This is a genomic window from Streptantibioticus ferralitis, assembly GCF_029223525.1.
Taxonomy (GTDB): domain Bacteria; phylum Actinomycetota; class Actinomycetes; order Streptomycetales; family Streptomycetaceae; genus Streptantibioticus_A; species Streptantibioticus_A ferralitis.
The window spans coordinates 359,237-373,924 of record NZ_JARHTQ010000001.1 but is presented as its reverse complement, the minus strand read 5'-3'; the positions used below and the strand labels follow the sequence as shown (position 1 = coordinate 373,924).

General features: G+C 71.3%; 13 protein-coding genes. 4 read left to right on the top strand and 9 right to left on the bottom strand.

Translation table 11 applies throughout. The annotated features are described in order from the left end of the window. Positions 1-63: 63 nt before the first annotated feature. Entirely contained in the window at positions 64-456 is a 393-nt protein-coding gene (locus tag P2L57_RS01690; RefSeq protein ID WP_275806967.1) for an SCO5389 family protein, read from the top strand. 30 nt (positions 457-486) lie between these two features. Here the strand turns inward: P2L57_RS01690 and P2L57_RS01685 are convergent, their stop codons facing one another. Beyond that, positions 487-1,512, bottom strand: coding sequence for an LLM class flavin-dependent oxidoreductase (locus tag P2L57_RS01685; protein WP_275806964.1), 1,026 nt, complete (start codon positions 1,510-1,512; stop codon positions 487-489). Between the two features lie 205 nt (positions 1,513-1,717). Here P2L57_RS01685 and P2L57_RS01680 point away from each other — a divergent pair, with 205 nt between their 5' ends. Next, positions 1,718-2,032: an Rv1322 family protein gene (locus P2L57_RS01680; protein WP_275806961.1), complete on the top strand. Its 315-nt coding sequence runs from the start codon at positions 1,718-1,720 to the stop codon at positions 2,030-2,032. Between the two features lie 501 nt (positions 2,033-2,533). On the opposite strand, the gene P2L57_RS01675 is transcribed toward P2L57_RS01680, so the two are convergent. The 6 genes from P2L57_RS01675 to mce all read right to left on the bottom strand — a co-directional run bounded on the left by P2L57_RS01675 (position 2,534) and on the right by mce (position 10,715). Next, positions 2,534-3,376 (bottom strand): hypothetical protein, encoded by an 843-nt coding sequence (locus P2L57_RS01675; protein WP_275806958.1) that lies wholly within the window; start codon positions 3,374-3,376, stop codon positions 2,534-2,536. A 16-nt stretch (positions 3,377-3,392) separates the two neighbouring features. Further along, on the bottom strand, positions 3,393-4,163 hold the full coding sequence (locus tag P2L57_RS01670) for an ABC transporter permease (protein ID WP_275806955.1): 771 nt from the start codon (positions 4,161-4,163) through the stop codon (positions 3,393-3,395). Positions 4,164-4,165: 2 nt separating this feature from the next. Further along, on the bottom strand, positions 4,166-5,137 hold the full coding sequence (locus P2L57_RS01665) for a DUF8746 domain-containing protein (RefSeq protein ID WP_275806952.1): 972 nt from the start codon (positions 5,135-5,137) through the stop codon (positions 4,166-4,168). Between the two features lie 169 nt (positions 5,138-5,306). After that, positions 5,307-6,242 carry a coiled-coil domain-containing protein gene (locus tag P2L57_RS01660; RefSeq protein ID WP_275806949.1) on the bottom strand — a complete coding sequence of 312 codons (936 nt, stop codon included), beginning with the start codon at positions 6,240-6,242 and terminating at the stop codon, positions 5,307-5,309. Positions 6,243-6,344: 102 nt separating this feature from the next. After that, positions 6,345-10,082, bottom strand: a complete 3,738-nt coding sequence (gene scy / locus P2L57_RS01655; RefSeq protein ID WP_275807598.1) for a polarized growth protein Scy — start codon at positions 10,080-10,082, stop codon at positions 6,345-6,347. Positions 10,083-10,274: 192 nt separating this feature from the next. Then, complete coding sequence (mce, locus tag P2L57_RS01650; protein WP_275806946.1) at positions 10,275-10,715, bottom strand: methylmalonyl-CoA epimerase; 441 nt, start codon at positions 10,713-10,715, stop codon at positions 10,275-10,277. Positions 10,716-10,875: 160 nt separating this feature from the next. Between mce and P2L57_RS01645 the strand changes: the two genes are divergently transcribed. Together P2L57_RS01645 and meaB are read left to right on the top strand one after the other, a co-directional pair. Beyond that, positions 10,876-12,051, top strand: coding sequence for an acetyl-CoA C-acetyltransferase (locus P2L57_RS01645; RefSeq protein WP_275807596.1), 1,176 nt, complete (start codon positions 10,876-10,878; stop codon positions 12,049-12,051). Between the two features lie 31 nt (positions 12,052-12,082). Beyond that, positions 12,083-13,042 (top strand): methylmalonyl Co-A mutase-associated GTPase MeaB, encoded by a 960-nt coding sequence (gene meaB / locus P2L57_RS01640; RefSeq protein WP_275806943.1) that lies wholly within the window; start codon positions 12,083-12,085, stop codon positions 13,040-13,042. 78 nt (positions 13,043-13,120) lie between these two features. Here the strand turns inward: meaB and P2L57_RS01635 are convergent, their stop codons facing one another. Both P2L57_RS01635 and P2L57_RS01630 read right to left on the bottom strand, forming a co-directional pair. Then, on the bottom strand, positions 13,121-13,597 hold the full coding sequence (locus P2L57_RS01635) for a MarR family winged helix-turn-helix transcriptional regulator (RefSeq protein ID WP_275806940.1): 477 nt from the start codon (positions 13,595-13,597) through the stop codon (positions 13,121-13,123). A 142-nt stretch (positions 13,598-13,739) separates the two neighbouring features. Further along, positions 13,740-14,543 carry a DUF2127 domain-containing protein gene (locus P2L57_RS01630; protein WP_275806937.1) on the bottom strand — a complete coding sequence of 268 codons (804 nt, stop codon included), beginning with the start codon at positions 14,541-14,543 and terminating at the stop codon, positions 13,740-13,742. Positions 14,544-14,688: the final 145 nt, after the last annotated feature.

Sequence of the window (14,688 nt, the reverse complement as noted above, 5' to 3'; positions counted from 1 at the left end):
GCGGCTTCCCTCCGACACCCGTTAGGCCCCGTGCGCCGCGCGGGGTCGCGAGAGGAGAACCCCATGTCGCTCGACGTCTCACCGGCCCTCCTCGAACAGGCCGAGCGAGGCGAGGTCGACGAAGCCCAATTCGTCGACTGCGTCCGGACCTCCCTGCCGTTCGCATGGGAGATGATCAGCTCACTGGTGGCCCAACTGAAGGTGGACGGCGGCGAGTTCGCCGACAACCAGGTTCCGCCGCCGGATGAGCAGGCGCGTGGCCAGCTGCTGCGCGCGCTTGCCAGCGACGCCATACGAGGCGCTCTGCAGCGGCACTTCGGGGTCCGGCTCGCATTCCAGAACTGCCATCGGGTCGCCGTCTTCCCGCTCGACTCCTCCGTCGACCCGACGTATGCCCGTTTCACCTCGGTGCGGGCACAACTGCTCAACCAGTCCCCGGAGTTGAGGGACTGCTGAGACTCCTGTGCACTCTTGACGCTCCCGCTGCTACGTCAGCAGCGGGAGCACTTCACTGCCCAGCCGTGCGACGTTCAACTCAGTACCGGTCAGATCGCCGGAGCCCTCGGCGAGCAGCGCGAAACGGCTGATTCCGGTGCGCTCCGCGGTCGCCGCGAGCCGGTCGGCGCACAGCCGGGGAGTGCCCACCGGGTGCAGCCGGCAGAGCAACTCCGTGTACGCGTCCGCGTCACGCTTCGGCCGTACCCGCCCGTCCACCGTCACATGAGCGGCCAGACCCTGCCGCAGCCACTCCGGCATCGCCTTGCTCAGCGTCTCGACGGCGTCCCGTTCGGTGTCCGCCAACTGGACGACTCCGGCGGAGACATGCGCTACCTGTGCCACCTCTTCGGGTGAACGTCCCAGCGCCAGCGCGGTGTTGCGCCACAGCGCGGTCATCTCCGCCTTCTCCTCGTCCCCGCAGTGCATGCCGAGCAGCATCGGCAGACCCCGCTGCGCCGCGAGCCGCACGCTCGCGGGCGAGGTACAGGCGATCACCACGGGCGGGCCCGATGACTCCTCCAACTCATCGGCGCGGGGCACCACCGGGACCTCGCGGAACCGGAAGCGCGGCCCGTCCGCGCCGACGCGCGGTTCCCGCAGCCAGCGCAGCAGCAGGTCAAGTGCTTCGGGGAAGCCCTCCTCGTACGCTCCGACGCCGGTGCCGAAGACCTCCAGGTCCTGCCATGGACCGCCGCGACCGATCCCCAGCGTGAACCGCCCGCCGGAGGTCAGATGCAGCAGTGCCGCCTGCTCGCCGAGGGTGACCGGGTGTGCGGTCGGCAGCACGCTGACCGCGGTGCCGACGCCGATCCGCCGGGTACGGCCCAGCAGCATCGCGGCCAGCGTGGCGGCTTGTGGGCACACCCCGTATGGCATGAAGTGGTGTTCGGCCAGCCATACGGCGTCGAGTCCGGCGGCTTCGGCGGCACCCGCGGTCCGCAGCGTGCGGTGCAGCGCTTCCAGATGGCCCTGGCCCGGGAACTGGGCCGAGAGCGCGAATACCCCTACGCGCATTGTGATTCACCTCTTCCCTGCCCGACGAGGCTCCCCAGTGGCATTAACGCGCGACACGTGCCGAAGGCACGGGTGAGCGCCGTTATTTCGTGACTGCGTGATTGTCCGACCGGTGTCGATCGGGATTCCGCTGGTTACCCGGGCGGGACGGTGCCGCGTACGCTGGTGGGGACCCGTTGAAAGCCGCCTGTCCGTGAGGTGTCCCGTGTCGCCGCGCCGAAATCGCCCGTACCGGGCCGACAAGCTCGATCCGCGGCCGGAGGGCGACCGGCACGGCCTTGAACGCACCGAGAGTTGGCAGGGCGAGGAGTGGGTGATGCGCCCGGTCGCGGGGAGCGTCGGCAAGACCTACCGTTGCCCCGGTTGCGACCAGGAGATCCCGCCGGGCGTCGGCCATGTCGTGGCCTGGCCGGAGTACGGGGGAGTGGACGACCGACGGCACTGGCATCGGGCTTGCTGGAATGCGAGGGACCGCCGGAGTGCGAAGCTCCAGCGGTCCCGTAATGCACCACGCCATTAACCGGGGGCTGCGCCCCCGGGCCCCCGCTTGGGGGCTCCGGCCCCGGGCCCCGCTTGGGGGCTGCGCCCCCCGGCCTCGCTTGGGGGCTCCGGCCCCGGCCTCGCTTTGGGGGCTGCGCCCCTGGCCCCCGCTTTGGGGCTGCGCCCCCTGGCCCCCGCTTCGGGGCTGCGCCCCTGGCCCCCGCTTTGGGGCTGCGCCCCCTGGCCCCCGCTTTGGGGCTGCGCCCCCTGGCCCCCGCTTTGGGGCTGCGCCCCCTGGCCCCCGCTTTGGGGCTGCGCCCCCGGGCCTGTTTTGGGGGTTGCGGCTCTGGGTCCCCGCTTTGGGGCTGCGGCCCCGGGTCCCGCTGTTGGGACCGGGAAGCCGGTGACGGTGTCCGGACGTACCTGGAACGACAGGGTGTAGACGGCCGTCTTCTCGCCGTATCGCTTGGTATGGCCCGGTGCCTCGATCGTGCTCCGCCCGCTACCGGCAGATGGGGCGATGCCCCCCGTCCCCCCGTGCCTAGGAGGCTACCGGGGGCGTGGTGGTTCCCGGCAAGGCGAGCAGCCCGGGCTGGGGTAGCGTCCAGCCCTCCTCGACGAAGACCCGTTTGCCCTCGGCGCGCGCCCGGGGATCCGCGGCGGCCCGCTCCACCCAGCTGCCCGGATCGGGTCCGAACAGCTCACGCAACCGGTCCGAGGCGCGCAGCAGTTCGGTCAGCAGGGCCCGCTGTTTCCCGGTGGGGTGCGGGGTGCGGCCGTTCAGCGCGAGGACGCCGTGGATGTTGGCGTACAAATACGCCACCGCCAGTGCGTCTCCGGACGGCAGCCGCATCGGGAAGCGATCGCCGGAGACCTCGATCCGGCGGAAGTTGAGCGCTTCGGAGGCGTCGATCGTGCTGAGCTGATCGACGTCCAGCCAGGAGGCGACCAGCGTCGACTCCCGTCCGCTGTCCAGGTACGGGGAGGCGCTGACGTACCCCAGAACGCTGATGTGCGCGGAGACACCGACCGCGATGCCGGTGATCCGGACCGGGATCATGGGGACCGTCGCGACGAGCCCGGCCGAGGTGAGCTTGTTCCGCAGCTGGCCGGGGGAGCCGTTGGAGCCGACCGCCATGACCGGGACGCGTTCGGCGACCGGCGGCAGCTCCAACTCCGCCAGCAGTTCGTCCAGTCGGCGGCCCGGCGGGTCGACGCGCCAGTGGCCCACCGGGCCGGGCAGCGGGCGCAGCGGCAGCAGTTCGCCGCGGTGCAGCAGGCCGGGCTCGTGGACCGGCGTGCCGGGGTAGCTGAGCGGCTGTTGCGCGGCGATGGTGTCCAGCCCGAGCGCCTCCAGGCTGCGCGGCCGCGGTTGTGTCACCACACCGGGAGCGTAGCGCTCAGGCGTCGCGCTTCTTCAACAGCGCGTATCCGCCGAGCAACGCGGCGGCCACCCAGGCCGCCATGATCAGCAGGCCCACCCAAGGCCCGTACGGCCGCCCGTCGTTGCGGGTGACCACCATCATGATCTTCTGGCCCGCCTGGTCCGGCAGATAGCGGGCGACCTTCTTGGTGGCGCTGACGCTGCCGAGGATGTTGGAGATCAGGAAGAAGAACGGCATCAGGATCGACAGCGACAGCAGCGGGCTGCGCAGCATCGCCGCGCAGCCCATCGCGAACATCGCGATCAGCGCCATGTACAGCCCGCCGCCGACCACCGCGCGCAGCACTCCGGGGTTGCTGATCTGGGTACGGTGACTGCCCAGCATCGCCTGGCCGACGAAGAAGGCGATGAAGGAGGTGATCTCCCCGACCACCAGGGCCAGCAGGGTGGCGATAGTGATCTTGCCGAAGAGGAACTGGCCGCGCTGCGGTACCGCCGCCAGCGAGCTGCGGATCATGCCGGTGGAGTACTCGTTGGAGACCACCAGGACACCGAAGACGATCATCAGCAACTGGCCGATACCCATCCCCGCGAAGCTGATGTACGTAGGGTCGAAGGTCAGCCGCTCCTGCAGCGGCATCTTGCGGAACTCGTTGTTGGCGAGCAGCGAGATCAGCAGACCGAGTCCGATGGTGATGACCGCCGCGAGCGAGAGTGTCCACACCGTGGACCGTACTGACCGGATCTTGGTCCACTCCGACTTCAGGACCGCCGCTGTCGCCGCCATCGTCAAGCTCCCTCGCTCTGCTTCCAGCCCTCGCCCCAGGCGGGTCGCCCCTCGGCGGGCGGCTCCTCGCCGTCGTGTGCGTGGTACTCCACCGTCTCCGCGGTGAGCCGCATGAACGCCTCCTCCAACGAGGCCTGCTGCGGTGACAGCTCATGCAGCACGATCCGGTGCTCGGCGGCCAGCTCGCCCAGCTGCGCCGCCCTCGCGTCGGAGACCTCGAACGCGCCGTCGGACGAGGCCATCGCGGTGATCCCGGTCGAATGCAGGGCGTCGCGCAACGCCTCGGGCTGCGGGGTGCGGATCCGTACGAACGAGCGTGCGTTCTGCGCGATGAACTCCGCCATCGAGGTGTCCGCCAGCAGCCTGCCCTGGCCGATCACCACCAGGTGTTCGGCGGTGAGCGCCATCTCGCTCATCAGGTGGCTGGAGACGAACACCGTACGGCCCTGCGCCGCGAGACCCTTCATCATGTTGCGGATCCAGTGGATGCCCTCGGGGTCAAGGCCGTTGACCGGTTCGTCGAAGAGCAGCACCCGCGGGTCGCCGAGCAGTGCGGCGGCGATGCCGAGGCGCTGGCCCATACCGAGCGAGAAGCCCTTGGTGCGCTTCTTGGCCACCGAGGTCAGCCCCACGGTGTCGAGTACCTCGCGCACCCGTGGCGCCGGGATGCGGTTGGACTGCGCCAGGCAGAGCAGATGGTGGTACGCGCTGCGCCCCGGGTGCCAGGCCTTGGCCTCCAGCAGCGCGCCGATGTAGGTCAGCGGCTCCCGCAGATCCGCGTAGTGCTTGCCGTTGATCCGCACATCACCGGCGGTGGGCAGGTCCAGCCCCAGCATCATCCGCATGGTGGTCGACTTGCCCGCGCCGTTGGGGCCGAGGAAGCCGGTGACGATGCCGGGCCGCACGGTGAACGTGAGGTGGTCCACGGCCACCTTGTCGCCGAAGTGCTTGGTCAGAGCTTGCAGCTCGATCATGTTCAACACGCTAAGGGGGCGGGGCCGCGGTCGCGAGCTTTTCGCCTGCGGCGGGTTCTTCCCACCCACCCTTCAGGGCGTCCGGGGGCTTGCCCCCGGAAGGAACCCGCAACCCCAGCAAGAAGCCCCCGCCGAAGGCGGGGGCTTCTGGACTGGACTGGACCGGGCGTCAGCGGCTCTGCTGTGCGGGCACGCCGCGGGAGATCGGTTCGTCGTCGGGGGCGGCGGCTGCCGCCACCGCCGCGCCGGTCAGCGTGGCCAGCATCTCTCGGACGTTCGTCAGCTGGGCGTTGATGCTGTCGCGGCGGTTGGTGAGCGCCGCCAGCTCGCGCTCGGATTCGCTGCGGATACGGTCCGCCTTCGCGTTGGCGTCGGCCACGATGTCCTCCGCCTGGCGCTGCGCGGTCTCCACCGTCTGGCGGGCCCGGCGCTCGGCGTCGGTACGCAGCTTCTCCGCCTCCAAGCGCAGCTGCTCGGCGCGGTGCTCGATCTCGGCGAGACGCTTCTCCGCCTTGGCCTGACGCGAGGCGAGGTCGCGCTCGGACTGCTCGCGGCGCTTGGCGAGGTTGGTCTCGAAGTCGGCGGCGGCCTGGGCGGCCTTGGCGCGAGTCTCCTCGAAGAGGGCGTCCGCCTCCTCGCGCTTGTTCTGCGCGTCCTTGTTCGCCTCGGCCCGCAGCTGGCTCGCGTCGGTCTTGGCCTTCTCGACGATCCGCGAGCCCTCGTCCTCGGCCTTCTGCTTGCGCTCGGCGGCGAACGACTCGGCATCCGCGCGCACCTGGTTGGCGGCCCCCTCCGCCAACTCACGGTGCTGCTCGGCGGCGCGACGGGCCTCCTCGCGCAGGTCCTTGGCCTCCTCCTCGGCGAGCCGGAGGATCTTCTCTACGCGGGCGCCGAGACCGGCGTACGACGGTTCGGCGTCGTTGATCTGGGCCTGCGCGTTCTGGGTTTCGAGGTGCAGTTCCTCGATGCGCTTCTCCAGGGCGCTGATCCGGGCCAGTGCACTGTCTCGGTCGGCGACGAGCTTTGTGATGCGGTCGTCCACCTGTCCGCGGTCGTAACCACGCCGCACGAGCTCGAAGCCGAAGGGGGAGGAAGTGTCGCTCATGGGGTTCCTGTCAATTCAGGCCGGTGAGGTGATAGAGGGAATCCTAGGGGTGAGGACGGCGTGTCATCGAGTCATTGCGCTAGGGATCTGGAGAATGTGCGCTCAATCGAGTGGCGTGTCATCGGAGCGCTTGCCACCCGAACGAGTGACACCGGCGCCGGCACCCGCCTTTACCGCGCCCTGTCCGTCCCTGCGGTCACCCGACTTCTTGCTCCCGCCGGACCCGGTTCCCTCGAACGACTCCAGTGCCTCCAACACATCCTGAACTCGGGAGATCTCCGCGTTGATGTCCTCGCGGCGGCGCTTGAGGACATCGAGCTCGCGACGGCCCTCGTCGACAATACGCTCCGCCTCGGCGCGGGCCTCGGCGATGGTGCGCTCCGCGGTCCGCTCGGCCTCGGTCTTCTTCTGACCGGCTTCCTTGATCAGCCCCTCGGCCTTCTTCACCGCCGCGATGCGGACCTTGCTCGCCTCGCTGTTCGCCGCCGTCGACAGTTCCTCGGCCGCCTCCTCGGCGTCCGCGACGAGCTTGCGGGCCTTCTCCTCGGCCTCCGTCAACTGCTCGGTGGCGACGGTCACCAGCCTGTCGACCCGCTCGCCCGCCGACTTCATCGCCTCCGCGGACTCCTTGCGGGCCCGCTCGTGCAACTCCTCGACCTCGGCCTCCACCCGGGCGCGTAGCTCGTCGGTCCGCTCCCTGGTGGAGGTGGCGTCCCTGCGGGCCTCGGCCAGCAGCGTGTCCGCGTCGGTGCGGGACTGCTCCACCATGGCGTTGGCCTCGCCGCGCGCCTCGGTGATGACGCGTTCGGCCTCGGCGCGGGCGGCGCCGACCATGGCGTCCGCCTGCTCCTCCGCGGTGGCGGCGGCCCTGACCGCCGCCTCCTGCGCCTCGTTGCTGATCCGCTCGGCCTCGGTGGTCGCCTTGCCGATCAACTCGTCGGCCTGCTCGGCGGCTTCGCTGCGCTTGCGGTTGGCCACCTCGCGGGCCTCGTCGACGATGCGCTCGGCTTCGGCGGTCGCCGCTGCCGCCGCCCGCTCGGTCTCGGCGCGGGTCTGCGCGGCGTGCTCCTCGGCCGCCTCACGCAGCTTCTCCGCCCCGATGGTGATGCGCTCGGCGTCCCGCTCCGCGCGCGCCACCCGCTCCTCGGCCTCGGCGTGCAGCCGCTCGGCCTCGGTGGCGGCGCCGGAGACCAACTCGTCGGCCTGCTGCGCGGCTTCGCTGCGCTTGCGGTTGGCGTCCTCGCGGGCCTCGTCGCGGATCCGCTCGGCCTCGGCGAGAGCCTCGGTGACGGTCCGCTCGGCGAGCGCCTTGGCGAGCTGGGCCTCCTCGTGGGCCTCGCTCCGGATGCGTACCGCGTCCGAACCCGCCCGCTCCCGCTCGGCGTTGGCCTCGGCGTGCAGCCGGTCGGCGTCCTCGCGGGCCTCGATGCGCAGCCGCTCCGCGGCGTGCTCGGCCGCCGACCGCAGCCCGGCGATCTCCTCCTCGGCCTGCTCGTGCAGCCCGGCGACCGCTTCCCGTACCTGCTGGGCGGTCTGCTCGGCCGCCGCCACCAGCTCCGCGGCACGCTGCTCCGCCTCGGCGACCAGCCGCTCGGCCTCCGCGTCCGCGTCCTCCACCCGCTTGCGGGCGGCGGCCAGCAACTCCTCGCTCTGCTCGCGTGCCTGGCCGCGCTCCTGCTCCGCCTCGGCGCGCGCGTCGGCGAGCAGCTCCTCGGCCTCCCGGCGGCGCCTGGCCGCCTCCTCGCGGGCCGCCGCCAGCGCCTCGGCCGCCTCGGCCTCGGTCCGCTCCGCGGTGGCCGCCGCCTCGGTGCGCAGCCGGTCGGCCGCCTCGCGCGCCTGGGTACGCAACTCCTCGGCCTCCGCGGTGGCTTCACCGCGCAGCCGTACCGCGATCGCCTCGCCTTCGGCGCGCGCCTGGGAGGCGTCGGCCGCCGCCTCGGTGCGCAGCCGCTCGGCCTCCTCCTCGGCCTCGGTGCTGAGCGCCCGGGCCCGCTCAGCCGCCTCGGTGCGCAGCCGCTCGGCCTCCTCGGCCGCCTCGCGACGCAGCCGGTCCGCCTCGTCACCCGCGGCGTGCAGGGCCTCCTCAGCCGCGGTCAACCGCTGCTGGAGCTCGGCACGTTGCCGTTCGAGGTCCGCGCGGGCATCCTCGTGCAGCCGGCGCGCCGCCTCCTCGGCGTCCTCGCGCACCTGCTGGGCCGCCCGCTCGGCGTCGTCCCTGAGCTGCCCGGCGGCCTCCTCGGCCTCGCCGCGCAATTCCTCGGCCTCGCCGCCCGCCCGCTCCAGCGCCTCCTCGGCCTGGCGGCGCAGCGTCGCGGCGCGCTCGACGGCCTCGGCGCGTACCCGGTCGGCCTCGGTGGCGGCGCCTTGGCGCAGCTCGTCGGCGTCGGTACGGGCCTTGGCGAGCAGTTCCTCGGCGGTGCCCGCCGCCTCCTCGATCTGCTGCAGCGCCTCCCGGCGTGCCTCACCGCGGATCCGCTCGCCCTCGGCGACGGCCTCGGCGCGCAACTGCTCGGCCTCGCCGCGCAGTCGGCGCGCCTCCTCCTGCAACTCGACGGTCTTTGCGCGGTATTCCTTGGTGTCGTCCTTGGCCGCGCCCTTGAGCTGCTCGGCGGTCTCCGCGGCCTCGGCGCGCAGCCGTTCGGCCTCGGCGTCGGCCTCGCGCCGGATCCGTTCGGCCTCCTCTGCCGCCGACTTGGTGGTCGCCTCGGCGTCGTGCGAGGCCTTGGCGAGGATCTCCTCGGCGCTACGGGCGGCCTTGGCCAGCCGTTCCGTGGCCTCCTCGGCCGCCGCGGACCGGGCCGCCTCCTGGGCCTCGGCGACCGCCCGCTCGGCCTGTGCGCGGGCGTCGTCGCGGGCCTGCTCGGCCTCCGCCTTGAGTGCCTCCGCCTCCTTGGTGGCCTCGGCCACCAGTCGGGCGATCTGGGCGCGCGCGGTACGGGTGCGCTGTTCGTTGTCCGCCTCGGCGTTGGCCAGCCGCTTGGCGGCGGTCTCCTCGGCCTCGGACCGCAGCCGCTCGGCCTCGGCGCGCGCCTCCCGCAGGGCGCTCTCCGCCTCGGCCAGCGCCTGTTCGGAGCGGCGGCCCAGCTCGGCGGCCTCGCGGCGCGCCTCCTCGGACTCGGTACGCGCCCCGGTGCGCAACTGCTCGGCGTGGTCGGTGGCTTCCTGGGCCTGCGTCCCGGCGAGGGTCAGCAGCCGCTCGGCGTCGGTACGGGCCCGGCGCAAGATCGTCTCGGCCTCGGTGCGGGCCTCGACGGCGGCCGACTCCAGCCGATCGCGGGCCTGTTCGGCCAGTCTGGCCGCTTCCGTGCGGGCGGCGGTCAGTGCCGCCTCGGCCTCGGTGCGCGACTCGTCCATCAGACGGCGCGCCTGCGACTCGGAGCGGGCGCGCAACTGCTCGGCCCACGCCACGTTTTCGTTGACGTGGGTCTCGACAGTGCTGCGGCGTTCGGCCAGTTCCTCGTCGAGGCGGCGGCGCCGGGCGACCGCCTCGGCATGCCACTCGGCCTCCAGCTGGGACTGCCGCTCGGCCTGCTCCTGGAGCATCCGCTGGGTGTTGGCGCGGGCCTCACGCGACTCGCGCTCGGCGTCCGCACGCAGTTGGTCGGCCTGGATCTGCGCGTTGCGCAGCAACTGCTCGGCCTGGTGGCTGACGTTCTCGTACGCCCGCGGCTGGGCAAGCTGACGCCGCGCCTCGTGCAGCTTGGCGCGCAGCACCTCGACCTGGTAGCCGAGATCGTCTGCGTGGTCGACGGCCTTGTCCCGCTCCGTCCTCAGCCGCTCCATCTCGGCCTCGAACTGCGAGAGGTGGTCGTCAGCCTCGTAGCGGTCGTAGCCCCGCACTCCGCGGTCCCATCCGTCTCCTGGACTGCCCACCCGCCAACCGGGTGAGCTCTCCGGTGAACATAGCCATTCAGGAGAATGGTGTCAGATCTTCACCGCAGTCCGGGCCCGTCCCCCGGCACCCAGCCCCGGGGGACACAGTACCGGGGCGGGACCCTCCCGGTCAGTGAACCTGGGCGGTGGCCCGACCGGTCAGTGATCTTCGGCGGGGTCCTGGGCCGATGTCACCAGCTCGGTGAGGACCCCGTGGCAGTCCTTGGGGTGCAGGAAGGTGATCCGGGATCCCATGGATCCGGTGCGGGGCTGATCATAGAGGACGCGCACGCCCTTCTGGCGGATGTCACTGGCATCCCCGTCCACGTCCGCGGTGCCGAAGGCGATGTGGTGGACGCCCTCGCCGTTCTTGGCCAGCCACTTGCCGACCGCGGAGTCCTCGCGGGTCGGCTCCAGCAACTGGAGGTAGGAGGCGCCGCCGTCGGAGGTCTCGTTGATCTTCAACATGGCCTCGCGAACGCCCTGCTCCTCGTTGACCTCGGTGTGGAACACCTCGAAGCCGTACGTGGCACGGTAGAACTCGACGGTCTTGTCGAGGTCGAAGCAGGCGATCCCGATGTGGTCGATACGCGTCAGCATGGCTCCAGTGCACCGCTCACACGCGCGATCACGCAACGTGCGCGCGATCACATCGAATCGCCGGTGACCGGCGTCCTACCCGTAAGTACATTGGCCTTAACCCTCGTTAACTCCCCATCGCAAAGGGGTCAGCGCCATGACCAGCCAGTCAGGTACGTCCGTGATCGTCGCCGGTGCGCGGACACCCATGGGCCGTCTCCTCGGATCCCTGCGCAGCTTCTCCGGATCGGATCTCGGCGGTCTCGCCATCAAGGCGGCGCTGGACCGGGCGGGCATCGGCGGCGACCAGGTCGAGTACGTGATCATGGGCCAGGTGCTGCAGGCGGGCACGGGCCAGATCCCGGCCCGGCAGGCCGCGGTGAAGGCCGGGATCCCGATGAGCGTTCCCGCGCTCACCATCAACAAGGTCTGCCTCTCCGGCCTCGACGCGATCGCGCTGGCCGACCAGCTCATCCGCGCCGGCGAGTTCGACATCGTGGTCGCCGGCGGCCAGGAGTCCATGACCAACGCCCCGCACCTGCTGCCGAAGTCCCGTGAGGGCTTCAAGTACGGCGCCGTCGAGATGCTCGACGCGATGGCGTACGACGGTCTGACCGACCCGTGGGAGAACATCCCGATGGGCGAGTCGACCGAGAAGCACAACACCCGCCTGGGCATCGGTCGTGCCGAGCAGGACGAGATCGCCGCCCTCTCCCACCAGCGGGCCGCGGCCGCCCAGAAGAACGGCCTGTTCGAGGCCGAGATCACTCCGGTGGAGATCCCGCAGCGCAAGGGTGAGCCCGTCGTCTTCAGCAAGGACGAGGGCATCCGCGCCGAGACCACCACCGAATCGCTCGGCAAGTTGCGCCCGGCGTTCAGCAAGGACGGCACCATCACCGCGGGCTCCGCCTCGCAGATCTCCGACGGCGCCGCCGCCGTGGTCGTGATGAGCAAGGCCAAGGCGCAGGAGCTGGGCCTGGACTGGATCGCCGAGATCGGCGCGCACGGCAACGTGGCGGGTCCCGACAACTCGCTGCAGTCGCAGCCGTCCAACGCGATCAAGCACGCGCTGACCAAGGCCGGGCTGACGGTTGACGACCTCGATCTGATCGAGATCAACGAGGCGTTCGCGGCCGTCGCCGTGCAGTCAATGAAGGACCTGGGCGTTTCCGTCGAAACGGTGAACGTCAACGGCGGCGCCATCGCGCTCGGCCACCCCATCGGGATGTCCGGTGCGCGTCTGGTGCTGCATCTCGCGCTGGAGCTCAAGCGGCGCGGCGGCGGGACCGGCGCGGCGGCACTGTGCGGCGGCGGTGGTCAGGGCGACGCGCTGATCATCCACGTACCGGCCAAGTAAGCGGCCAGTCCCTTTCAGGAACGGAGCACCGATGGCGGACGTCCCCACGCTGGTCGAGCAGGCGCGCGACGGTAGGCCGCGCGCTGTGGCCCGGCTGATCTCACTGGTGGAGGGGGCGTCCCCGCAACTGCGCGAGGTGATGGCCGCGCTCGCGCCGCTGACCGGCGGCGCGTACGTGGTCGGGCTCACCGGGTCGCCGGGCGTCGGCAAGTCCACCTCGACGTCGGCGCTGGTGACCGCGTACCGCAAGCGCGGCAAGCGGGTCGGGGTGCTGGCGGTGGACCCGTCCTCGCCGTTCTCCGGCGGCGCGCTGCTGGGCGACCGGGTCCGGATGTCGGACCACGCCTCCGACCCCGGTGTCTACATCCGCTCCATGGCGACCCGCGGCCATCTCGGCGGCCTGGCCTGGGCCGCGCCGCAGGCGATCCGGGTGCTGGACGCGGCGGGCTGCGAGGTGATCCTCGTGGAGACGGTCGGCGTCGGCCAGTCCGAGGTCGAGATCGCCGCACAGGCGGACACCTCGGTGGTGCTGCTCGCGCCCGGAATGGGCGACGGCATCCAGGCGGCCAAGGCCGGAATCCTGGAGATCGGCGATGTCTACGTGGTCAACAAGGCCGACCGGGACGGCGCGGACGCGACGGCGCGGGAGCTGAACCACATGCTGGGTCTGGGCGAGGCCCGCGGGCCCGGCGACTGGCGGCCGCCCATCGTCAAGACCGTCGCCGCGCGCGGTGAGGGCATCGACGAGGTGGTCGAGGCGCTGGAGAAGCACCGGGCCTGGATGGAGGAGCGGGGGGTCCTGGCGGACCGGCGACGGCGGCGGGCCGCGCTCGAGGTGGAGCACATCGCGGTCACGGCCTTGCGCCGGCGAATCGGCGACCTGCACGGCGACCGCCGACTGGACGCGCTGGCCGAGCGGATCATCTCCGGGGAGACGGACCCCTACACGGCGGCCGACGAGCTCATCGAGGGCCTGACGAACGGGTCGTAGGTCCCGGTTCCCATGCCGCCTGCCCGTCACGGTCAACGGGCGGGCGGGAACGTTCGCAACGCGTGCGGGGGCGGGCGGTCAACCCCGCCCGCGCGTGGCGCGCAGATGCTTGGCGACCGGCTCCAACGCCTCCTGCAACGCCATGAGCCCATCAGCCGACAGCAGGTCGATGAAGTGCTCGCGCACCGCGGCGACATGATGCGGTGCCACCCGCTTCATGGTCTCCCAGCCGAAGTCGGTGAGCACCGCGAACAGTCCGCGGCGGTCGGACTCGCAGTTCTCCCGCCGGACCAGCCCGGCGTTCTCCATCCGGGTGATCTGGTGCGACAGACGGCTCTTGGACTGGAGCGTGGCGCGCGCCAGGTCGCTCATCCGCATCTGGTGGTCTTCGGCCTCGGAGAGGTTGACCAGGATCTCGTAGTCGTTGTAGGTCAGGTCGAATGGCTGCAGATCCCGTTCGAGCTGGTACGTGAGCAGCCGCGACACCTCAAGGTGGGTCCGCCAGGTGCGCTGTTCCTCGTCGCTGAGCCAGCGGGCGCCGTTCTCGGTCTCCATAGCGTCCAGTCTACCCAATTAAGTTGAATTTTGAATAAATGGCGTACCGGTAAGTGATCATGCCGACAATTGTTCGACATTACACTCCGCAGGCCACTCCTCACAATCCGAAGCCGTGCCGGCTGTCCCGGAGCATGGTCGATCAAGCCATCGCCGCGCCCTGCGCACCGGCCGCTCCGGGCTCGCCGACCGTCCCCGCGGCCTGCTCGACCTCAAGCAGCGAGGCGCCGCGCCGCTCAGCCTCGAAGGCCCTGGCGCCGCCGCGCAGCCCGAACAACCGCTTGGCGAAGGCGATGTAGAGCACCGCGATGACGTTGAGGGCCAGTGTGGCGATCTTGAGGCCGCTGACCTTGTCGGCCAGCTCGTAGATCTCCAGCGGCAGGAACGCGGCGGTGGCCACCACCGTCAGATACTCCGCCCAGCGCTTGGCGAACCACAGCCCCACGCCCTCGACCAGCTCGATCAGCGCGTAGGCGAGCAGCGCGGCCGCCACGATGACCAGCGTCGAGTGCTTGTAGTCGAAGGTCTTGCGGATGGTGTCGACGATGGGGGAGTGGTCGACGTCGTAACCGAAGTGCTGGGCGACCGGCCGCATGACGGTCAGGTTCTGCTCGAAGAACTGGTGCACGGCCGTCTGCGAGTTGCTGAACTTCCACACCGCCGCCGCGGCCAGCACGATGAACACCCCGCGCACCGCCCGCTCGAAGGCCAGCAGCCGCAGGATGAACAGGTCCCGCAGCGCCCGCCCGCGCAGCACCTGCGGTGCCTGGTCCGCCGGACCGGAGCCGTGCGGCGCGCCCAGGGCGAAGTCGCCGCAGCGCAGGCAGCGCCACGCCTCGCCCGCGGCGGTCGTCGCCTGCAGCCGCTCGCGCAGCGTCCGCTCCTGCGGCGCGTACGTGATGTGGCCGCGCCGGGCGCAGGTGCGGCGGTTCCAGTCGTGCTTCATTGGGTCGTCCCCCGTGGGCCGTAGATCACTTTCCGGGACGATGCTAGTGGCGGGCGGCGACAGCCGACCCCTGTCGGGCGGGCTGGTACCGGACTGCGACAATGGCTGAGCTTGTGCGCCCCTGGCCTTCGGCATGGGGAACCCC